Origin of the sequence: Tessaracoccus sp. MC1679, from assembly GCF_014164775.1 — a bacterium.
In the GTDB taxonomy this organism is placed as follows: Bacteria; Actinomycetota; Actinomycetes; order Propionibacteriales; family Propionibacteriaceae; genus Arachnia.
In genome coordinates this window covers 242,232-265,434 of sequence record NZ_JACJGB010000004.1, presented here as the reverse complement: position 1 = coordinate 265,434, position 23,203 = coordinate 242,232, and the positions used below count along the sequence as shown (strand labels likewise).

The 23,203-nt window shown below is 64.2% G+C and carries 11 protein-coding genes; 3 read left to right on the top strand and 8 right to left on the bottom strand.

The genetic code is table 11. The features are described 5' to 3' along the window. Window positions 1-52 precede the first annotated feature (52 nt). Window positions 53-3,274, bottom strand: a complete 3,222-nt coding sequence (locus H5398_RS08460; RefSeq protein ID WP_182799699.1) for a hypothetical protein — start codon at window positions 3,272-3,274, stop codon at window positions 53-55. A 373-nt stretch (window positions 3,275-3,647) separates the two neighbouring features. Beyond that, on the bottom strand, window positions 3,648-3,965 hold the full coding sequence (locus H5398_RS08455; protein WP_182799698.1) for a hypothetical protein: 318 nt from the start codon (window positions 3,963-3,965) through the stop codon (window positions 3,648-3,650). Window positions 3,966-4,424: 459 nt separating this feature from the next. Between H5398_RS08455 and mobF the strand changes: the two genes are divergently transcribed. Continuing rightward, window positions 4,425-10,115: a MobF family relaxase gene (gene mobF, locus H5398_RS08450; RefSeq protein ID WP_182799697.1), complete on the top strand. Its 5,691-nt coding sequence runs from the start codon at window positions 4,425-4,427 to the stop codon at window positions 10,113-10,115. A 1,353-nt stretch (window positions 10,116-11,468) separates the two neighbouring features. Here the strand turns inward: mobF and H5398_RS08445 are convergent. The 5 genes from H5398_RS08445 to H5398_RS17770 all read right to left on the bottom strand — a co-directional run bounded on the left by H5398_RS08445 (window position 11,469) and on the right by H5398_RS17770 (window position 14,915). Further along, entirely contained in the window at window positions 11,469-12,071 is a 603-nt protein-coding gene (locus H5398_RS08445) for a phosphoribosyltransferase family protein (RefSeq protein WP_182799696.1), read from the bottom strand. Between the two features lie 367 nt (window positions 12,072-12,438). Further along, window positions 12,439-13,029 (bottom strand): hypothetical protein, encoded by a 591-nt coding sequence (locus H5398_RS08440; protein WP_182799695.1) that lies wholly within the window; start codon window positions 13,027-13,029, stop codon window positions 12,439-12,441. Between the two features lie 365 nt (window positions 13,030-13,394). Further along, complete coding sequence (locus H5398_RS08435; RefSeq protein WP_182799694.1) at window positions 13,395-13,919, bottom strand: hypothetical protein; 525 nt, start codon at window positions 13,917-13,919, stop codon at window positions 13,395-13,397. Beyond that, complete coding sequence (locus H5398_RS08430; protein WP_255443644.1) at window positions 13,916-14,554, bottom strand: bis-aminopropyl spermidine synthase family protein; 639 nt, start codon at window positions 14,552-14,554, stop codon at window positions 13,916-13,918. The genes H5398_RS08435 and H5398_RS08430 overlap by 4 nt, the downstream gene beginning before the upstream one ends. Window positions 14,555-14,585: 31 nt before the next feature. After that, entirely contained in the window at window positions 14,586-14,915 is a 330-nt protein-coding gene (locus H5398_RS17770) for an S-adenosylmethionine decarboxylase (protein WP_182799757.1), read from the bottom strand. A gap of 712 nt (window positions 14,916-15,627) precedes the next feature. Between H5398_RS17770 and H5398_RS08420 the strand changes: the two genes are divergently transcribed. Beyond that, window positions 15,628-16,907, top strand: a protein-coding gene (locus H5398_RS08420; RefSeq protein WP_182799692.1) for an IS3 family transposase whose coding sequence is annotated in 2 segments (ribosomal slippage) — window positions 15,628-15,901 and window positions 15,901-16,907 — 1,281 coding nt in all. Because the reading frame shifts where the segments join, the coding sequence is not laid out codon by codon here. A gap of 160 nt (window positions 16,908-17,067) precedes the next feature. Further along, the gene (locus H5398_RS08415) at window positions 17,068-17,619 is read left to right on the top strand and encodes a hypothetical protein (RefSeq protein WP_182799691.1); all 552 of its coding nucleotides are present in this window, start codon (window positions 17,068-17,070) and stop codon (window positions 17,617-17,619) included. Here H5398_RS08415 and H5398_RS08410 read toward each other — a convergent pair. Continuing rightward, a complete protein-coding gene (locus H5398_RS08410; RefSeq protein ID WP_182799690.1) occupies window positions 17,616-21,245 on the bottom strand; it encodes a hypothetical protein in 3,630 nt (1,209 codons plus the stop codon). The two genes, H5398_RS08415 and H5398_RS08410, sit on opposite strands and share 4 nt — an antisense overlap. Between the last annotated feature and the right edge of the window lie 1,958 nt (window positions 21,246-23,203).

Sequence of the window (23,203 nt, the reverse complement as noted above, 5' to 3'; positions counted from 1 at the left end):
CGGTACGAGCTGGTGATCCCGGCCGAAGACTCGACGGGATTCAGACGGTCTGTCATGACCCCTCCTTGGTCTGGCGAGCGTGGCTGGCCGCCTGCAGCAGTTCGGCGATGATGAGGTCGATGGTGACCAAATCCGGGGCAAACCGCGCGAACTCGATCCAGAGCCCCTGCAACTTCTGAATGAGGGTGACGCACTCGCCATCACCACGGGCACCCCGACGAGCCACCCACGCGAGGGCGATCGACAGTGCCGGCAGGGCCCTCCACCCCGTCTGCTTGGCGGGGGGACGTCGATCAACGATGGCCTGCAGGCCCGCCTGGTCCCCCCGCCTACGCAGGTGCGCCTCGATCGCCGTGAGGACGTGGGCCGCTTGCGCCTCGACCTTCGGGTTCATCCGGCCCAACTGATCGAGGAGATCGAGCGCTGCACGCACCCGTGTGTCCCTGTCCAGCGAGCCCTTGGGCACGAGGGCGGCCTGCCTGCGGAAGTCAGATCGTTCCAGGGAGTCGAGCCTCTGGTACACCTCAGCCCCGGCGTCGAATCTTCCCGCGCGAGGACTCGGATCCACACCCGAGAGCAGGCTGTGGACGGCGTCGCCGAAGAGGGCCTCGGCCCGGGTGAGATCCTCCGAGTGACTTCCAGCCTGCTCGACAAGTCGGCTGCTTCCCAGGAGTACTGCAGGGAGTCCGGACGCACTGCCCCAAGGCAGTCGTGCGCGGGAGGCCAGGTCCGAGGCCTCCCAGACCAGGCCAGACCTGATGAGCACCTGAGGTAGGCGATGGACTTCGACCTCACTCTCCTCCAGCGCCATGAGGGATGCCGCTGGGTCCTCGCGCAACACGGTCTGGCAGGAGCGGGCCACGGCGGGCGCGACGTCCGCCGGCAACCCCAACGCGTTCCAGCGAGTCACGATCGCCCATACCCACGACAGTTGCGCGGTGTGCTCAGGGAACTGTCCTTCGCCGGAGAGACATCGAGAGAGCTGCGACTCAGCCGCATCGTCCGTGGACAGGAAACCCGGAGCGTCAACAAGGCGGCAGCCGAACGAGTCGGGCCACGCAGGGATGGGCACGGGTGCCCAGGGATCGACGATTCGCAGAACCACCAACAGCGGGCCGGCGTCTCGCAGCCCAGAAGGCAGAGGTGCTTGGTCATCCTTCACCTCGAGAAGGGTTGCGCCCCTCCAAGGAGCACGTTGGGGGTACACCAGCGCGGTGAGTCCATCTACGTCGACGCCATCGACCAGCTGGAGTGCTCCGTCCTCCAGCACGATGTCTGAGCAGAGCCTCCTTGGGTTGACCTGGGCAACGATCATCTCAGCGCCTTCGTCGAGGGCGATCTCGATCCGGGCGTGTGAAGCGAGAGTGTCTGAGAGCTGCCCGAGGTTGAACCGGTAGACGCCCCCACGCGTACCACCCGTCGGCTCCAGCTCCTGGACGCAGTGCCTTCTCACGAGGGCGTGCAGACAGGGCTGGCCCGACTCGCCCAAGTCCACAGCCAGGAATCCCTCGGACTCTCGGACATCTTCCGAGTACAGCTGAAGTGGGCGGATCGATGGTGCCGTTGACATGGTGGCCGACTGGTAGGACATGGTCATGTGCGGCGGTCGGACGGTCACCCGGAGCCGAGCGGCACCCACTCGAAGTTCGATCGGTTGTTGTTCTTCATCCTCTGCCAGCGTGATCGAGGCCGTATCTGCTTCCATCCCTTCGGGAAGCTTGAGACGCACCGATGCGGGTACAAGGCCCGCGCGATTGATACGGCGCCACTTGGGGTCCGAGTCCGAAGTGAGGCCCTCGGCCAGGTTGAGATCCCTCACAACGCCTCGTCCCCATGGGCCGCGAACGCGGACACGATACTTCCCGATCAGGGGACGGTGAACCCCTGCCCAGACCTCCTCCGGTGCGCCTGATTGGAGCGGGCGGTTCTCGATAGCCACCGATCCATCCGCAGAAGTGATCGATAAAGACCAGGCGGCAGCCCCATCGCCACCGTCGGGCAGCTCCACACGGGGAACGTCACCGAACACGGGGGCGTCGCCGCAGGTAAGTCCGCGGATTGGCTCCCCCGTGACGATGCGAGCAGCCGTTACCCTGCGGACTGTACGTGCTCGCTCAGTACCCTCCACTCGAATCGCGTCGGCATGCTTGAGATCGAGCAAGCGCATAGTCCATCCCACCCACCCCGGCGGGACAGCGCCTTCAGACATCAACTCCGCGTGACCAGTCACGTGGAGCGCATCGGGATTCCCGGGGTACAGCAGCCACACCGGTGCACCGGGGAGCGGCAGCCCTGGTAGCAGGAATCTTCCGTCCTCCGAGAACGCCAGCAGTGGATCCTTGTCATCGACGACTGCCACGCTCATGGCTAGGTCCGGCCGAGTCCGCAGCGACGCCGACACAGATCGAACCGGTGAAGGGATCGGCACCTCGGTGGGTGGTGCCGGCTCGCCAGGCCATACGGCACTGCTCCGCACGCGTTGTGCGTTTAAACCCACGGTGACCGTCCAGTCTGCCTGGCCCTCGGCGACCGCCGGGAGCCACAGAAGAGGACCACGCCCGTAGGGGTCCAGGACAAGCTGAGCCCGCTGCTCCTGATCTGCGACTCGACCCCGTGTGGGGATCCTGCGATCCAACTCTCCGCGCCGACGCAGGTCGATGACAGCTTGTCGGTAGCGCTGCGGCAGAGGAACCCCTTCCCCGCTCCCACCGGCCGCGACGACGTCAAGCAGTTCGAAGACGCGATCGGTCACGTCCACTGCATAGTCGCCGCCGTACCGGAGAAACCGCTCCACTGGCTTGTCCGTGTTGTAGAGCCTGCCCTCTGCAGACCTCGCAGACGCCCAGGCAACGAAACCCTCAGGGGTGAGGCTGCCGTCGCGTGCGCGCTGCTCCGTGACCAGTCTGAAGTAGTCCCCGAGGCAGTACGTGGGCATTCCGGCATGCATCAGAATGGGCCCGACGAACCGCAACCCGGGGTCGTCGATGTCGTCGAATTGAGGCATGCCCAAAGCCTCCAGGTTGTCGAGAAACGCGCTTCCCCATTCCTGGCTGAACAACTGCCCCGGCCGGATCTGCATCGCCTCAGTGAGCTTCGGCCAGAAGGTGCCGTGCTCATAGTGGTCCACGGCGATGCGAACTGTTCCCATGATCTGGATCGCCGGAAATGTCCTGATCCATCGCACTCGGGCCGAGGCAGAATTCTTCCAGTACAGGGTGCCCATCGCGCTCAGGGCTCTCAGCGCCTCCTCTGGATCCGCAAGCTTCTCAGCCACCAGAGAGACTGACCGCAAGGCTGCGGCCCAATCGTCCTCGAGGTCGTAGATGGACCATTCCGACACCGTCGTCGACAGGCGCCCTACCGTACCTGCCATTCCGGACGGTTTGTCGACCGGGCTCCTGACATTGCGTCCCCATCCACAACTCAAGGGCTGCCGGTACACCGCCATCAGTGCACCGTCTGCAGGGATAAGCCCAGACGGACACCTTGCTATGGCGTGCGGCTGCGCAGTTGGCAAGCGGTCGTCGTGTCCGAAGTTCTCCGCCGAAACGGCGGGCGCCGACGTCGTTGCCTGCCAGCACCGGACAGGCTCTCTCAGCCGGGTGCGGAGCGGTGGTCGAACTCTTCGGAGAGCACTGAGAGGGCAATCAAGCCGGCCCATCCGACATCACCGGCGGTGATGCGTCGGGCCGTGTTCGCCGAAGCCTCTTGACCTCGCGGACTTCGAGTCCGCACAAGGCTGCGGCTTCTCGCACAGGCACCATGTCGTTAACGGTGAGCTGGTGAACAGCCTCACTGATACGGCGCTCGGCGTCCGCAAACGCGCGCTCCCTATCAAGGACGGCCGCCGACACTGCGAGCACCTGCGCGCGGATGCGTACCTCGCGTTCTGCGAGCTCCTCACGGCGCTTGACGATTCGCTCCATAACCCGACGCCGGGCGGCCTGACGATCAGTCTGAGTCATCACTACCTACTCTCTCAACGCGGGCCAGGCGACGCCTCCCGCTCTTCCTACTCACAAGAACCCCCTTACCCGGGGTCCCCAGCGTGAAGCCAACTGATTTCCGGGAGTCCATGAGCCGGCAGCGGCTGCAGCGTCGTCGGAACTCCGCTCTTTGCTGGCCGGCTCCGGGCCAGACCGAGGCTAGAGTCACGCCGCAGCTGGGCCATCCAGAGCCGGGTCGGGCCCTCGCCGACTGCGGCGTCTTCTCAGACGCCCGTGGCTCGGTGATCTGCTCCGACTGCGATCCCCCCTTTTGAGCGATCCCCCTGCCGAGCCCCTCCCCTGGACTCCTGATTTGACTCCGATGCGAGTCCAGCCCGACGCCTCGGACCGCCGGGTACCCCCTCCGCATCCGAATCCGATACACCCCTTGCACGATCGGTCCGCTGTGGCGGGGGCGAGTGCGGGTTATTAGGGGGTATGACGGCGTCTCTCCACAAGCTGACGGCCGGGTCGGGCTATGACTACCTGACCCGGCAGGTCGCTGCGCAAGACTCCACGGAGAAGGGCCACGCCTCGCTGACCAGCTACTACACCGAGAAGGGCGAGGTCCCGGGCAGGTGGGTCGGGACAGGTCTCGCCGCGCTGGAGATGGAGCTGGGGAGTCCGGTGTCGGAGGTGCAGATGCGTGCCTTGTTCGGGGCGGGGAATCATCCCGACATGGAGGCCCGACTCGCCGCCCTGCCGAAGGGGGCCACCGTGGAGGAGGTCCGTCACGCGGCGCGGTTGGGGTTGCAATTCAAGGTGCATGAGGCGGTCACCGAGTTTCAACAGGAGGTCGCGATCCGGTGCAGCCAATGGGCTGCTGCGAACGGTCTCGGCAGCGATGCCACGGTGCCTGTCGACGTCCGCGCAGAGATCCGAAACGAGCTCGCCACCGCACGCTTTCAACAGCGAATGGGGAGGTCTCCGAGCAGTCTGGAGTTGTCGTCGGAGGTGGCGCGGCTGACGCGGAATGCGACGACGGCGTGTGCGGGGTTCGATGTGACGTTCACGCCGGTGAAGTCAGTCTCGGCGCTGTGGGCCGTCGCGCCACCGGCGATGGCCGGGCAGATCGAGGAGGCTCACAACGCCGCCGTCGCCGACGCTCTGGCCTACTTGGAGCAGCGGGTGTTGTACTCGCGACGCGGTGCCGGTGGGGTGCGGCAGGTTGAGGTGACCGGCCTCGTGGCGGCCGCGTTCACGCATCGGGATTCGCGTGCGGGTGATCCGAATCTTCACACCCATGTGGCGATCGCGAACAAGGTCCAGACGCTGGATGGGGCGTGGTTGGCGATCGACGGGCGGCCTTTGTTCGCGGGGATGGTGAGCGTCTCGGAGGTGTATAACACGCAGTTGGAGGCCCATCTGGTGGAGCGGCTGGGTGTGCGTTTCGCGGCCGATGCTGCGCGTGATCCGGCGAAGCGACCGGTGCGGGAGATCGTCGGCGTGCCGGCTCAGTTGCGTGAGGCGTGGTCGAGCCGTCGGGCGGCGATCGTGGCCCGTCAGGCCGAGCTCGCCGTCGACTTCCAACACGACCATTACCGTCCGCCGACACCTGCTGAGGCGATCGCCCTGGCGCAGCGGGCGACGTTGGAGACCCGCCAGGCCAAGCACGAACCCCGCACCCTGACCGAGCAGCGCACCACCTGGGCGGCACAAGCTGCGGCGGTCCTCGGCCCGGATGGGGTGACCCAGATGCTCGCCGACGTGCACGCCGCACCCCGCGTGGTGGGGCCGGCGCCGACGGCGGAGTGGGTCGAGCAGGTGGCCGGCGAGATGGTGACCCGGATGGGTCTGTCGCGGGCGTCGTGGACGGTGTGGCACCTGCAGGCCGAGGCCTCCCGGAGGGCCAGGGAACGCGCCACCAACCCCGACCAGTCCACGCAGCTCACAGCCCAGCTGCTGGCTGCGGCGACAGATCGCTGTGTCGCGTTGGGGGGGTTGGTCGATCCGATCAGCGACCCGCAGGTCCTGCGCCGCACGGACGGAGAATCGGTGTACACCACCGTCGGGAGCCGACGGTTCACCTCCACCGCCGTGATCGGCGCCGAACAGCAGATCCTTGACGCCGCGACACTCCTGGGTGGCCGGACAGCGAGCGAAGCGGACGTGTCCCTGGCACTGCTCTCTTCCACTGCCAACGGTATGACTCTGACCGCGGGGCAGGTCGCGTTGGTGCGTCAGATGGCCACCAGCGGACGCCGGGTCCAGCTCGCCCTCGCCGCCGCCGGCTCCGGGAAAACCACCGCCCTGGCCACGCTCGCGCGCGCCTGGAAGGACAGCGGAGGCGACGTTGTCGGGCTCGCCCCCTCCGCCGTCGCAGCCAGAGTGTTGGGAGACCATGTGGGGCAGGCGTCGACCTTGGCGAAGGTCGCCTGGGACCTCCACCACCTACCAGGCGACGCGCAGGATCTGATCGGACCAGACACCCTGCTGATCGTCGATGAGGCGGGCATGGCTGACACCCCCACGCTGGCGGCGGTGATCGGGTTTGCGATGGCGCGTGGCGCTTCGGTGCGGTTGATTGGGGACGATCAGCAACTCGCCGCAGTCGGTGCCGGCGGGGTGCTACGGGACATCGCCCACACCCACGGCGCCGTCCATCTCACTGACGTGATGCGCTTCAACGACCCCGCCGAAGCAGCCGCCTCCCTCGCGCTACGAGACGGCCGACCCGAGGCACTCGGCTTCTACCTCGACCAGCAGCGCATCCATGCCGGCTCGGACGAAACCGTCCTCCGCGACGCCCTCAACGGCTGGCAGACCCACCGCGCGGCAGGGCTCGACACGGTGATGCTGGCTGGCACCCGCGACCAGGTCGCCCAACTCAACCGGTGGGCCCGCGACCACCGCCTCACCGCCACCGGCGGCCTCGTCCAGGGTCCCGTCGCCGTGCTGTCGGATGGGAACCTCGCCTCCGTGGGAGATGTGATCGTCACGCGACTCAACGACCGTCGACTCTCGATCAGCGCCACCGACTGGGTCAAGAACGGCGACCGCTGGACCGTCGCCGCCGTCACCCCCACCGGAGCAATCCAAGCCGTTCACCGTCTCTCCGGATCCCGGATTGAACTGCCCCCTCCCTACGTCACCGAAAGCGTCGAGCTGGGGTACGCCGTGACCGTCCACGGCGCCCAAGGTGTCACCGTCGACACCACCCACGCCGTCCTCACCGGGACGGAGAGCAGGCAGCAGCTCTATGTAGCGATGAGCCGCGGCCGACTGTCGAACCACGCCTACGTTCAGGTGGTCGACGACGGCGGGGAGAACTCCCCCATCCACCCCACCACCCTGCGGCCGGTCACCACGGGTGACATCCTCGAGACGATCCTTGCCCGCGACGGATCCTCCCGCTCCGTCACCACCGAAACCCGCACTGCCGTCGACCCGCACACCCGTCTCGGACTTGCCGTGGCCCGCTACACCGACGCGCTCAGCGTCGCGGTCGAACACCTCCACGCCGGCGCCGCACGCGAGCTGGATCGGCATGCCGACGAGGTGGTCGATCAGTTGAGCTCCTGCGCGGCGTGGCCAACCTTGCGCGCCCACCTCCTCCTGCTGTCGGCCACCAGCAAGACGTCCCCTTCACCGCTTCAACTGCTGCGTGACGCCGTGGATGCGCGCGAGCTGTCGACCGCACAGGATCCGGCGGCAGTGCTGACCTGGCGACTCCCCCACCCCGACACAGGAGGGCCACTCCCCTGGCTCACTGGCATCCCGGGAACTCTCGCCAACCACGATCAGTGGGGCCCGTACCTCACCGCCCGGGCAGCCCAGGTCCGTGCGTTCGCCGTCGAAGTCCGCGACGCGGCCGGTGCCATCGGGCGGCCGGTATGGGCGTTGCCTGGGCAGACGTTGACCTCGTCCAGCGTGGCCGATGTCGAGGTGTGGCGGGCCGCGTGGCAGGTCGAACCCGCCGACCGCCGCCCCACCGGCCCCGCTCAACTCGGGGCCGCCGCGCACCGCTGGCAACGACACCTCATCGACCGGCTCCGCCCCGCCCATCCCGTGGTCATATGGACCGATCTACTACGCGACATCCGCCACGACCTCCCCCGCGACCCCTACGCCCCGGTGCTCGCTCACCGCCTCGCCTCACTCCACAACGCAGGCGTGCCGATCACCGAGCACCTCGCCGCAGCCGTCGCCGACGGACCGCTGCCCGCGGAGCAGCCGGCCGCCGCCCTGTGGTGGCGCCTCAGCCGACACATTGCTACCGCGGACGCGCCCGCACTGCCTGCTTGGGAGGGGTCGCTCGTCGAGCGTCTCGGCTATCAGGCCGCGGCCGATCTGGAAGCTAGCCCCTGGTGGCCCCACCTCGCTGCCGCCATCAGCCACGGTGTCGATCAGGGGGTCCGGATCGAGGACCTGATCGCTCCCGTGGCGGATGTGTCCGGGTTCGATGATGCGTGTCAGGCGCTGCTGTGGCGCGCCCACCACCTCACCACCACCCCACCCCAGGACGAAGTGGAGCCGCCGCATCCCGACGAGCTACCCCCCGACGGGATCGAGGACATCGACTGGTCCACCCGCACCGCCGAGCTCCCCGAAGCCGCCCGGCTGCGGGAGCGCACCCAGCCGGACTTCACCGACCTCGAGCTGCGGCAGGGATTCGCAGCAGCCGACCGCTGGGCCGACACGCCACACACCCCGCAGCGGCTCGCCCAGGTCACCGAAGCCGCGGCCGGGTTCTTCGAGACTCAGTTGCCCGGCAGCTGGAGCCACCACTACTTCTCCCAGCGGTTCGCGCAGGATCTCGCCGGCGACTCACGGTTCGAGATCGGGCACGCACCCGCCGGCTGGACCCACCTCGTCACTGACCTCCGGAAGCAGGGGTTCACCACCGCCGAGCTGCTGGCCGCAGGAGTGGCCACCACCACCCGGCAGGGCAACGTGATCGACCGGTTCCGCGACCGAGCCATCATGCCCATCCACCACGACGGCGTCATCGTCGGGTTCGTCGGCCGTCGGCACCCCGACGCCGGCGACGAGCAGGGCCCGAAGTACCTCAACAGCCCCGCCAGTCCACTGTTCGCCAAGCGCGACGTGCTCTACGGCCACCACCTCCTCACCCACGATGCTGTGCCAGTGATCGTGGAAGGGCCAATGGATGCGATCGCGGTCACCCTCGCCGGCCGAGGCGCCTTCATCGGCGTCGCACCACTCGGCACCGCCCTCACCCCCGAACAGGCACTACTGCTGCGCGGCGGGGTCACGCCGGTGAGTGCAACCGACTCCGACAATGCCGGCCACGTCGCAGCCGAGAACGCCTTCTGGCTCCTTGCCCAGCACCGCCACGACCCCCACCGCCTGCTCCTGCCCCCCGGCAGCGACCCGGCACAGCTCTTCGAACAGCACGGACCCGACGCCCTCCACGACGCCCTCACCACTGCCACCACCCCCCAGGCGCAGCTGATGCTCCGGGACCGCGCCACCTTCCTCAACCCCATCGAGGCCGGCCGCCAGATCGCCGAGATCATCGCCGCCCGCCCCGCCACCACCTGGGGCGACTCGCAGCACCTGGTACCTGAGGAGCAGACCCGCCTCTGGGTGGCGCGGGTCAACGCCTGGACCACCACACCCACCGCAGCCGCGGACAAGGCCCGGGAGCAGACGCGGGCAATGCGACGCCGCCTCGAGCAGCCCGCCGCGGAACGCTGGCAGCGGTGGGCCGACACCACCGGACTCGTCGGCGCGGCGGAGTGGCCATCGATCGCTGCCAGGCTCGACGAGCTCCACGACGCCGGCGCCAACACCAACCTGCTGGCCCGACGCCTCGCCAGGGTCCCAGCCGCCGTGATGACAGCGACCCTCGCCCTGCACCGGCCCGGGACTGCGGTCGAGGTCGACTGGCGCCCCTGGGCCGAAGCCGTCAACCCCGCACTCTGCACAGCCGATACATGGCCAGGCTCGCAGGCGAATCTGACCCGGCTCCAGGCCACCGGCACCAACCTCACAACACTGGCCCAGACACTGACAGGTCGAGACCCCGAGAAGGTAGCAGCTGCGCTGCAGAACGTGCTCCGAAACCACAGCACGCAGATCGCTCAGGAAACGTCGAGGTATCCCGAAATGGCACACCTGCAAGTGAGGAGACGTGTGGGCCGTGAAGGATCACGCAGTCTCTGACCTCAGTTGGGGCGCTTCATGTGCGTTGCCCATAGCCACCACGACGGCGCGTTGCCCAAGGACGCCCAGTGTCGCAATCGGGGTCCTTGGGCAGTTCGTGCGTTCGCGCCAACCCAGGCACGATCAGGCTGCTGGATGGCCGCCGAGAAGCTTCAAGCCGCCCCGGTGCGTAGGCGCTGTTATGGCAGCAGCTCAGTGCGTGTGGGTTGTTACGACGCACCTGCACGTCTGCAGCGGGCAAGGAGCGAATCAGCTTTGCTCACTGCACCGCGACTGGGCCATTCGCCACCTTCCCTTGGAGGCCCTCGCGGGCAGCGGCGAAGTCGTGGCCGCAGTTGTCACACTCATCGGCCTGGCTTGGAACTATGAGGTTGCACTGTCGACAGACCTTCGTTTCCCCAGCATCGGCGCGCCGTAGGCGCTTCGTGGTCCCGCCGCCCGAGTCACGGGAGTGGGATAGCCTGATCCGCTGGTCGCGGCTGGTATCTGCATCGTTGGGCCAAGCATGTAGGAGACCGACGTGCATCACCAATCCATTGACTGGCATGTCGCGATAGGCGCTTCGGTTCGGTCCAGCGTGGCATCCAACGTAGCCCCCAGAGGGTGGGACATAGAACTCGGTCACACCCGTCTTCTGAACCCCATGCGCGGGCCTCAATACGGTCCCGGGGAGTCCATTGGGGGAAGTAGCTGAGGGCTTCCGCGAGTGTCAGGATTAGAGCACCTGCGGGAATGGACGCCATGGCGCAAGTATTGCGCAGGTCGTGATCGGATCGCGAGTCCATCACTCCACGAGGGAAACGGTGTCTGGTCGCGCCGGATCACGAGTCCCTCCATCGATCCCCGAAGGAAGTCCCGCCTGGCGGTGCAGGCCTTCGACGGCGCGGTCACCGCCCGCGCAGAGGTGAGGGGGCGACGTTCGGACTGCATTGTGCCCGACCCCAACTCACGTCACGGAAGTGCCGGTCTCGCTGCGCCGTCACCCGCTGGTCGGATCCGTGGGGAAAGCCGGAACGAGCGCGGACAACGCCTCCGTTCCGGACTCATGCTTCGCGTCCCTCCAGGACAGCGTCCCGACCGCCATAGCTGGCCCCTCGGCAGGCAACTGCAGATCAAGATCGTCACCCGGCTCGAACTCACCAACCAACACCACCGCAGACAGTCCCACCCCTGCCGGTTGGTGCGCACCGCTCACCCCGGCTCTTGAGAGGTCTCGAACCCTCACCAACTTTCCGGTAGAGCCAGCTCAGGACGAAGAAACCGACATCCAAGCGATGACGCCTGAGTCCGGTCGACAATCTGGTCATTCCTCTTCCCCATCGAGCGTCAGTGATTCCCACGTCGGCGAATAACTCAGCACTGCGGCCCAACCGATCTAGATCGAGACCTTTGCTCATCCAAAGGGCTGAACTCAGAGGTTGCCTCGTTCCAACACAAGAGATACGAAGCGCGAATACCCTCACTTGCTAGGCCATCAACACCGTCCGTGACAATGCAACTAAGTCCACAGACGTCTGCGCCGAATGAACGAACGATATTGGCGATAGCCCGCACATGGTTCCCCGTGGTCAGCCAATCGTCGACGATGCCGATCACCGCTCCAGCCGGAATGGAGTCGGCGGACATCTCATACCGAACTTGTTTGCCTTCCCAGTCCGGCGCGGTCAACGCGCCAACCGTTCTTCCGGGGAGATATTTTCCAGCCCTCCGGGCAGGAATAAAAGGCAGACCGAGACGGCACGCCACCATCGGACCAAAAATGAAACCTCGCGCCTCGGGTCCGACAATATGAGTGATGTTGCATTCGTCAAAACCATCCACGAGCCCGTCAATTACTGCATTGAACAATTCCGGGTCTTCCGTTATGCCCCACAGGTTGTGGTCGCGTTCCGGATAGCCCGATAACAGGCACTCCGCCAATTCATCCCCCCTGTTCCACACTTCAACGCCCTGCACCGTTGAGCGAGCTTCCTGCCCAACCAGATCGATAGGGTTCGCTTGCGGGCGTTACAGTCACTTGCACGAACCGGGAGTCTGTCACACGAGTTCACCGCTTTGAATGCTTGACGATTGAGATGGAGGATATCCGAGCCGCCAAATCGGGCGAGTCATCTGTACAGAAGGATACCGCCGCATGGGATCGACCGCAGTCACCGACGCTGAGAAAGAGCCCACCGGTGAATCCTCAAACATACATTTGGGTATCACGCGATCAGCGGTTTGTGCGAACCGCCGGCGAGTTCGCCGCCGCGATCCTCCGGAGCGCTGAGACCCAGAGCCTGACCTTACCCGGATTTGACGGCGAAGGAGGGGCGACTGATCATCACCATGTAGCATCTCGCCACCAGCTTATCCAACGGGGCCTCGCACCCAGTGACCGCCAGAAGGGGCCGGAGATCGGGCTTCCCTCGGAGTAATGGAGCAGAAGGTCAGAACGCCCCGAATTCACGACCTTCTGCCGCACTGACATGGCAAGATCATGCCCAATGCCGCTCTTGCGGTGGCTCTGCAGTACAAACGCTGCATCCGCATACCAGGCCGAACCTACCGCCACCCTTCGATAGAGCTGGTCATCTGGCGCTAGTGTGTGCGCGGCAGAGAAGCCCACAGGGATCCCACCAAGGCGGGCAACCGGCACGAAAACGGCAGAATCGTCCAACCACTTCACAACACGCTGAGCGATCAAACCACGCGTTGAACTACGTGGCCATACGGCTCCGTAGGCGGCTTCCTCAAGGATGAGCTCAAGCCAAGAATCGACTACGAAGTCGACTTCCGCATTCGTCATCACACTGATGTCACAGCGAGCCTGGTAGTTCGCGTCCGCCGCCACAGTCAGCGGCGAGGTGGCAAACGAGGCAAGCGTTGTCATCGGGCTGAATTGCATCTTGCGCATCGAATCCGTCACGTTCATGAACGCGGGCCAGGAGATGGATAGGTTACATCCCAGAGCAGGTTCACAATCACTAGATTTGGGGTCTTCGGTTCGGAGCATCTCGAGTCGCTGAACCAGTTCAGCAATGGCTTCATGCGTTGGCGGGCCTGCGCTTATTGGAATGGCCTTCCAAGTCACGGCCGGACCCCAGGTAGCCCCAAGGTCTCCATCAACGTCTAGCCGTTGGCTATACAAGACGGCCCCAAGCTTTCCATCCGTACTTAGGAAGCGTTCACCAGAAACGTCGCCCGTTTGTCTCCTGACATCGGGAAGCCATGGAGCCTGGATGGCGTAATAAGCATTCGCTTGGGAAACACATCCTTCCCAGATACTGCCCCTTGCACTCATTCCGCGTCGCGATCAGCTAAAAGGCGAAGTTCATCAGAATACCATCGATGTCGCCGATCGAGCGCGCTGCGCAATCCGGGAAGTTCAGTGAACAGATCAGCGAAGTAGTCAGATAGCTGAGGTAAACCTTTTCGCCCCATGAACTCTTTGGACCGTAGGAGTTCAGTATCGATGAGGTCAAGTATGCCTTCGGCCAACAACTGGCCGGCTTCGCTCTTGACTGTGCCAACTTGGAGTTCGCGATGGCTCGCTTGGTTCTCAAGCAACAAACGTGAAATGGTGACGATTCGCGTCGCCGTCGCTTCGAACTGCGCATACTCTCGCATGCGCCTAGAGTTTTGGAGCTCAAGTAGCGCCAAAGTGCCGCCAATTACCGCAATGATGGGAAGTGAAATCTGCGTCAGGTAGTAGAGCCTCTCAAGCAGTGCCGTGCTGGGCGTATCGGCCGAAGCCAAGTAGACAGCCACCACGGCTAGCAGCAGGCTCACGACAAGGCCCATCACGACGTGGATCGTCTTCATCGATAGATCCCTTCGCCTTGGCGCGCTTGCTCACTCAACCGCCGCTGAGGGTCTGTTCTCTGCATATGAACATTTTGGGAGTAGAGACCTGCTTGGTTCGTGTGTTCGTACTGGCAGCGGACCGCGTCGATCTCCACCCATCGGAGACCGTTCTGAGCAGAGTACTCCTGCATGCTGAGCCAGTTGCTATTGATCCAGCCGAGATCGTTACCGGGAAGGGCGAGCACGCCGGCACAAGAAGGTGTGCAGAGATCCAATGCTCGCGACAGCCAGTATCGGAGTCCATGGCCACCATTCTTCGATGACCAGGGTGGGTTCGCGTAGAAGGCCTCAAACGCACCGGGGGGGCGCGCATAGTTCCTTAGGTCAGCATGGATCAATTCGACATTACCTATCTCTAGCCTGTTGATCCATTGAGCAAGTGACGCGAGAACTCGGTGATCCGTGTCTATAACCAAGACCTTACGTCGCGGATCAATCAGCGCTACCGGGATAGATATGTGATCATCGTCACCCAGGATGACTAGGTCGCTGCTCAAAGTCCTGCTGAGATACGCTGCCTGATGTTCAACCGCCTGGGTCGTCATGAGAAACTGCTCCAGTCGAGCGTCAGGCGCAGGACGCTCAGCACACATCTGACTGATGTCGAGAGACTCGCTACTCATCTCAGAAAGTGATTCTGTGACAACGGAGACTCGACGGCTCAAATATCTCTGCAAAGAGATCCGCTAGGCGCACTGGGTCAACCCCTCGTTTGGTACATGTAATGATGTCCAAGTTGAGGTATCCCTTATCTGGCCATGTGTGAATGGCCATGTGGCTTTCACTGAGCACCAAGACGACGGAGAGACCGGGATCGAAGTCGTAGAATACTGAGTCGAGAACGCTCAGTTGGAAGGTTCTGCATATCTCTTCGCAGCGCGTTTTAATTTCGTCAATGGACCGCAGGGTCTCTGCTGAGATCCCCGTCCCTTCAATAACCGTCTGCTGCACCATGGGGATGTTCTCATCCCATACTCCCTCGATCCTATCTGAGAGATTTAGGTCGAAGATCCGTTTCCCAAATTTGAGGCTTCGTCGCGGCGCACTTCTTCTGGCTATTTGTTTCGGTTGACCCGGGATTGCGGGAGTGACGTCTCCCTTAGACGCGGGTGCTCCAACGTTCTTGTCGGAACCCTCACCTTGGCGACCCTTCGACATTCTCCCCCCGTTTCCGCAGCGGCACTGCTGGCCCAACGATATCTGAGGTAGCGCTCCGTTTGGCGGCGAAGGTGACGAAACCCGCACGCAGGAGTGGGCCGAGAGTCCTATGCGTCAAGACGGTCCGGTTGACGGCTTGGGTGATCAGGCGGGACCGGCCGTCGGGGATGAGGCTGCGACCGCTGACCCGGTTGCCCCTGGTCCTACTTGAAGACCAGGCCTTCGATGATGCCGCCGGCAGTGAACCCGTGTGGCAGGTCGGTGACGGGGCAGTAGTTCTGGCGGGCGCAAGGAGAACATAACGTGCTCGAGTCACCGGGCTGGTTCCGTTCTGGGGAGGGGTGAGCTCGTGTCAAGGGACACGGGGAAGTCCCTGTGGGCGGTCATGGGATCTCCTTGTAGGCGGACAGCTCATCTCCCTGTCTGCGGTCAGCTGATCTCCCCGTGTTGGTGTTGAAGCGCCCCAGGTTTGATGCCGCTCCTGTTTGAGTCAAGGAGAATGAGCACCATGCCCAAGATGATCGATCCGGAGCTGAAAGCACGAGCTGTGCGTCTGGTGACCGAGCACGTGTCCGAGTATCCGTCGCTGACGGCCGCGGCAGCGGCCGTGGCGAAGCAGCTGGGGGTTGGGAAGGAATCCGTGCGTCGCTGGGTGATCCAGGCCCAGGTCGATACCGGCGAACGCGACGGGATCACCACCGAGGAGCAGGCCGAGGTGAAGCGGTTGAAGGCCGAGAACCGACGCCTCCGAGAAGACGTCGCGATCCTGCGAGCGGCAACGACTTTCTTCGCGGGGGAACTCGACCCCCGCAACCGTTGATGGCCGGTTTCATCGACCAGATGAAGTCCGAGGGGTTCGCGGTCGAGTCGATCTGCCGTGTCCTGCGTGAGCAGGGCTGTCAGATCGCCGCGAGGACCTACCGCTCCTGGAAACGAGGTGGTGTGGCTGCCCGCACCCTCAGCGATGCGCACGTGGCCGACAAGGTCCGTGACCTGGCGTGGACCACCACCAGGCAGGCGCAGCGTCAGATGACCCCAGAGGGCCTCTACGGGCGTCGGAAGATGACCGCCCTGGTGCGTCGCCAGCCTGCCTTCGGTGACGCCTCGGCCGGCAGCGTGGACCGGGCCATGACCGCTCTCGGGCTCTCCGGGGTGCGGCGCGACAAGGGGATCCGCACCACTATCCCCGGCAAGGGCGCAAACCGGGCAGGTGACCTGCTGGACCGGGACTTCACCGCCCCGCGGCCGGATCACACGTGGGTGATGGACTTCACCTACGTCCGGACGTGGGCGGGGTTCTGCTACGTCGCGTTCATCGTCGATGTGTTCTCGCAACGCATCGTCGCCTGGCACGCCGCTGGCAGCATGCACACCGACCTGGTCCTCAGCCCGCTGCGGATGGCCGTGTGGCAGCGAGACCGAGATGGCCGCCCGATCCAGCCCGGATCGTTGCGGGCGCACTCGGATGCCGGGTCGCAGTACACCTCGCTGCGCTACACCGAACGCCTGGCTCTGGAGCAGATCCAGCCCTCGATCGGCAGCGTCGGGGACGCCTACGACAACGCCTTGATGGAATCCATCAACGGTCTCTACAAGGCCGAGTGCATCCGTACCACGATCTTCCATCCCGGCCCCTACAAGACGGTCACCGACGTCGAGTACGCGACCGCTGGCTGGGTCGACTGGTACAACCACCGTCGCCTCCACTCCCGCCTCGGCTACACCACCCCGGTAGAGTTCGAGCACGCCCACTACACGGCCCCCCTCACCGAGGGCCAGCCCAGATAAGCAGCGGCATGAATCTCGGACGCTTCACCCCCTGTCTGAACGGGTTCATGAGGGCCCCTCGAGGGCTCCAGGATGACGGCGGCAAAGTACCCAGGTCGCGGCATGAGCCGGTGCGAGTGAAGACCTCCCCGACGGCCTGACCCGGGGGTAGCGTGAGTCTGTGACCGAGAACCCGTGGTACTCGCAGCTTCGTGAAGCATGGAAACCGAGCCATGTGCGGCTCCTGCTCATCGCCGAGTCCGCCCCTGACGATGGCGGCGACCCGAGCAACAGGCGATTCTTCTACTCTGAGCGGCTCGGCCACGACAATCTCTTTCGCGGAGTGGTGGAGGCATTTTACGGGGCCACCAGAGACGACCTAGCAAAGCGAGGAAAGCGTCCGTGGCTCGAACGCCTTCGCGACGACGGCTTCTACATGATCGACCTGGTGCCCCATCCTGTGAACGCCAGTCAGGCACACCTGCGCAGGAGGCGCGCAGAGTATGTAAACGACTGCGTGCAGCGCGCGTCTGAGCTCAACCCCGACGGGGTCATCGTGGTCAAGAAAGACTTGTACCCTCTTCTGAAAGACCCTATTCGAGCCGCGGGGCTCACGCTCCTCCACGACAGCGGCATCGCGTTCCCTCTGGGGAACACAAGAGGTGAGTTCATCACCGGATTCAACACCGCCCGCGGGCGGCTTCAACCGTCAAGCGGCGGTCCAGGCGACTAAACAACGGCGTTCGGGCAGTGCTCCAAGTCATACGTGAGCACTGCTTCCCAGAGCAGCTGAAACTGTGCCCGTGGCAAAGACACCGAATCGGCACTCGAAGTTGCCCTGGCCACCCACACGTCTCGCACTGAATTAGTCGGCTGTCTCGTCTCGGACAATACAATGTCGACTGTCTCAGCTCTCCAGACCTCCCAATCCTGCCCCAGCGACGAACCAGTGAGTGCGGCGCCCACTAGTCCCACCTCGTGCGCCAATTGGGCGGCGAGTTCGGGTGGCAGGTCCTCGAAAGTGTGCGGCATCTCTCGCAGACGCGCTCGCAGAGTGAGGGTGGACATCGCCTGGAGGACACTCCATAGTCGCTGAAGGGCGTCAGCAGTCGGAGTACCGATGAGTATCCCTAGGCCAGTCCCCCACGCCAAAGCAGCATGCGCCGCTGGATAGAGGCAAGACCAGGACTGGATCCCCAAGGCAGGTACGACGAAACCATGAACTGCAGGGACCAGTATCGGATGTCCCAAATCGATCGTGCTGCCTTTGGTGGCGAGCAACGCGTGCATAGTGGACGCCGCCGCTCCCCAATCATCGACTACTTGGACATCGACGATTAGCGCGACCTCGATCGGAGGCCAGTCGACTGCGGACGGGGCGGCCGTGTCTCGATGGACCCAACGAACGCTCAGACCCAATGTGGCTGCCTCAGAGGCGACCTGGTCCAGATGCTCGCGCAGCCGATCAGTGGCCCGTTTAATCGACCTCTCTGCACATCTGGATAGGGCGGAGGTACGACCACCCAGTGAGGCGACCCCGAGAACTATGTCCTTCGGCTCGTGCCCAAATGCGATGTCGGCGAGCACAGCATGGAGGTGGTGCAGTGTGCGTTCAATGTTTTCCAAGGCTACCTGTGGATCCACGTCAGAACTATCTTGCCAGTTCTCCGCTGACCGGGCCTTTGTAACCAGCTTGAGAATGGTGTCGCCCACGTAGGCCGCCAAGGCGTTGTAGTCCTCCCCTTCCAGTAGCCGGGTCGCTATGTTCGAGCAGATCCCGTCCACTAGGGCGTGGAAGTCGTCGTTATCGAAGACGTTCGGGTCGCTCTTCGAGGGCTCGTCATAGACGGGTTCCGCGATGTCAGGGGAAGCGTGCGCAGGCAGCGCGTCGTTTGCTTCGATGATGCGTTTCTGAGTCTCTGCGAAATCCCGGATCGAGGCGCGGTTCACAGCTTTGCGGGCCCAGGCCGAGGTCAGCTCAGACAGGAAGCGATCGACCTCCGGGACGAGTCTGGTGACCGCCTGAGCCCTCTCGACGTCAGATCGCCGCAAGGCGAGTTGCAGAGCCAAGCGCGCACGCTCGCGGTTCCAGCTGATCTCGCGGGGATGCTGGTTGTATCTGCGGAGCAGTTGGCTCCGCCCCGGCTCATGGTTCTCTTGCGTCAGGAGATCCCCAGTCGCGTTGATGGTCCGCACGTTTACTGTGCACTCGGGATACAGGTTCAGCAGGGTTCGAGCGGCTTGGACTGCTTGCTCGTGCGGGTCGACTCCAAACCAGTCGCCGCCGTGTAGCAGGGCGGCGGATAACTCAAGATCGCCGTCATCCGAGTAGTGTCTCTCCGTCTGCACGATCCAGGGATTGAGCGAGAGCAGGATGGATCTTGCCCACTGATCCGACCCCAGAGTCTCGCGCATGCTCTGGGCCGCGCGCGGGTCGATCGTCCCGAGCAGACCCATGAATTTGCTGGCCGCCTCGGGCGCTGCGTCGGCAACGAAGCTCACCACAGTCGGCAGTTGGGAAATCGCGCGGGCGAGCTCGGGTGCTGCGGATGCGCCCTGAAGTGCTGCCACTAGGGCTTCGATCTCAGTCAACGTGGGCGCAGCGTCAGCGAAAGCAAGCAGAGTCTCCGCTCCCACGCCGGCAATGAACTCGTCCCGCCACCTAGGCTGCTGCGGTGCAGCCTTCATCTCGCGAATCGAGGCGGCGATGCCCGGTTTCCATAGGTGCTCTGGTACCTCAGTGTCCGAATCCGTGAGGGCTAGCCATACTGTGACGGGTCGATAGGCCTGGGCAACCACGTGTGCATCAAGGATGTTTGCCCAAGACGTGCCGTCCCGGCGAAAGTCGGCGGCTCGAAGGGTGCGAAGCGCGATGGTCAGAAGCGCGAAATCTGGGTCTGTCTGCACCCGTTCACGAAGGGCTCCGATCACAGTAGAGGCGGCGCCAGGCTGCTCGAGAAGGCACTCAAGCACGAATGTACGAAGGTCCGTCGGATCGACGACCCGCACAAGATCCGCCGCCGTGGCTTCAAGAGACGGTGGCGGAGTCTCGTGCACTGCCGACGAGAGCACGCTCGCCCGGAGTTGATGCAGGCCGCCATAGTGCGCTCCGTCATGAGTGATCAGGTGTTCACCGATCAATCGCCTCAATGCCGCCCGGCGTGGGGCGGCGTCGGGCGCGATTGCCGCCAGAGCATGTGCCGGGACACGGGCCCCCCATCGTGCCGCGGTGGTGACGAGCCGAAGCACCTCCAATTCGATCGATCGGTTTCCGCCTTCCCTGCGCCGGACTTGCTCGCCCAGGACAGCCGAGAGCCTCTGGCCCTGAGTGAGGAGGTAGGTGTACTCCATCGTTAGGTTGCCGCTTGCCTCGTAGGCATCCTCCCATGCATGCAGGGAAGTTCGCCCTTGCTCTCTCAGCGCTTCGAATAGCTCCCGAGCGACAAGCTCGTCCATACGGCACTCGACAACAGCCGAGCTACGCGCACCTGCAATCAGGGACAGGTCCTCCGTGCGAACGGAGCCAATCATCAGCACCGAGCCATCGGCGGGAAGCCGATCGCACAAGGCATCCCAGGCTGCAGGGTCCTTAGTGCCCACAGAGTCCACGACCAGGCCGACGGGGGAGGACGGCTTCGGGCCCAGCGAGACGAGCAGGCGCAACACGGCTTCCACATCGCTGCACTCAAGGCGCGTCACTTCGTACCAGATTACGTCCCGCATCGCATATGCCGTGCTCCACATCACTGTGGATTTGCCCACTCCCGAGGGACCAGTCAGGAGGACGACGTGCTGCCGCCTGAGTGCATCCGATGCGAACTCCACAAGTTCTATCCGCGGCGCGGGAAGCCCAGCGACGACATGGCCAGGACGTACGTCGATGCCCTCGAAGAATCGCGGATCTTCAATCGACGTGTCGAAGTCGACCGGGACGCATCCGCCACTTGACACGGCGGATGTCAGAGCGCCCTGGTCGATCAGCAGCGTCGTCCTGGTGATCAGGAGCTGAATCGACTGCCGATTGAGCGCCTGCCGTTCCGCAAAACTCCGCGAGGCGTTATTCGAGGTGCAATGGGACACCGCTTGTCGCAGAGTGTGCAGGAGCGGTTCCGCAGCACCGGACATCAGTCCACTCGCCGAGGCTAGTCGGGCTAGCGTCTCGCTATCAATCTGGCCCCACGGAAGCACGACGATCGCGGTTTGCTTCAGCAAGGACGTCACGCTCATATGCCCGTCTGCTAGCGGCCCGAGGAGCCCCTCCGCGCCCAGGCGAATGCGATTTGTAGGCGTGAGATCTGCTAGCGACTGCTCCCACCGGACCGACTGCGCGCCATCGATCGGTCGTTCCAGCACCAGCACGAGTCGTTCCGACAAGGGGTCGCGAGGCTGAGCCATCCGCGTTTCTATCATCGTACTTAGGAAGCCGAGCACTTGGCGAACCGTGAAGTCCCCCTGTGATGCCTGGCGTGACTTTGCCTGGATAAAGATGGGCTCGGCCCCCGTGACTTGTGTGTCCTCAAGACCCTCAGGTATTACTTCGGTTGCGGCAATCTCTCCGACGGCGACTTTGGAACACACCCACGCTCCGACCGCATGCTGATAGCCGAATCCGCGGCTCGCCCGAGCGCCGGCGCGGGAGGCTGAGTAAGCTTCCGACTCCGAAACTGGCGTCTGTCGCCGAACAGTGGGCTTAGTCGTTCTTCGCGTGCGCTGTTGTCCAGTCCGCGCGCCTCCAACCCCGCGCTGATCGCGCGTCGGTGGGTCTACTGGACCTACTGCCACAGCGACAGACCTCCACTGGCAAGCCGAGCACTTCTCCGCATCCTAGCCGCCTCCACTGTCAACAAACGCGGGAGCGGGAGCGGGGGACTGCACGGCTTTCGGTGCATCTCCTGATAAAGGAGATACCCGATGTTGACGCTGGCGACGGTAGTGAGGGTTCCCCGACCTCGACGCGGTGCCGCCCCAGGTGCAGGCGATGGGTTCCGGTGGCGTCGCGCCGACGGGACGACGCTGCATTGGACAAGGTCACACCGGCCAGCCTCAAGAGGATCAACACCGCCCATGCCCTTGTCGGGCGCCAAGTCTGGTCAGGACACGCGGCCGCGGGCGATGTCGGGAGTCGAAAGTCACCGGGCCCCGACAGGGTGAGGTGGTCTAGACACGAGGCTCGGCGTCCATGGACTCATCCGCAGAGCGATCCGCTCAAGTGACGCAATGGTAACGAGACACACTCAGAGCCGAAACCCCGAGCTGTCAGGCGCCCCTCGGAGCCTGACACGGCGCAGATCCGGCAGCCTGACATCAAAGAGCCACCTCTCGCGCCGTACGCTGGGATCGTTCGGTTCATGCTGCGGCGGCTCCAGATTGATGTTGTCGTCCTCGAATAGGGCGTCGACCTCCCTAAGTACAACGTCGGTCAGATAGTCGACAGGAGCCGCAGAGCCTTGGGTGTGGATCGCGCCATGTCCCGAAGGTTTGCGGGCGCCGAAGACCCCGTCGGTGGATATTTCCATAGCGACCACCCGGCCGTCGTTGCACACGTCCTGAACTCGGCATGACCGTGAGGTCACGCCCCAGGGCCAGAATCGAGGCTGCCGGGACCACTGATAGGAGACTCGGCGGGGAAACCGACCAGCGGCCCCGTGGGCGGGCCAGCTGATGCACAACCACCGACACCGACACTGGGTACCCCGAAATCGTTCGCAGGTGTCACAGCCGAGATCTCGACGGTCTGCCGGGAGGCAGTTCGGACCCTGCGCTGGCACCTAGCAGCCCCGCGTCCTATGCGCCGGAAGCCACCCGAGTGGGGAGTTGCCAGCCATGGTCGTCGGGGGTTGGCGTTGCAGGTGACGGCGTGTCGACGGCGGACCCTCGTGGTTCATATGGAAGTAGTGCTCGGCGTACGCGCTCACCTGTAGAGGGCCCTTTCACAGTTGCCCGATACTTGCCCAGGTTGCAATGAAGAAGCCGCTCCGACTGGTGTTTTACCTAGTCAAAGCGGCTTTCGTGCTGGCTCTCCGGACTGGACTCGACCAGACGCGGGACGCCGCCTTCTCACCGTTTCGCACAAGTCGCTTCCTGGGCAGGCGAGGATACGGATCCTGCTGGCAGGAGCCTGCAGCAGTCGCTCGAGGCGACGATCGCCGAGCCGGGACTCCTCAGCTCGGACGATGTGAACAAGATCAGGTCTGGAAGAAGTGAGGCTGGAGCTTGGGGAGTCGTCACAGCCAATCCCCACGGGGCTCGGGCAGCTCGTTGCCCATGTTGAGTCGCAGTCCCTAACGAGTTCCTGTCGGCTCCTGCGCTACTCGTGG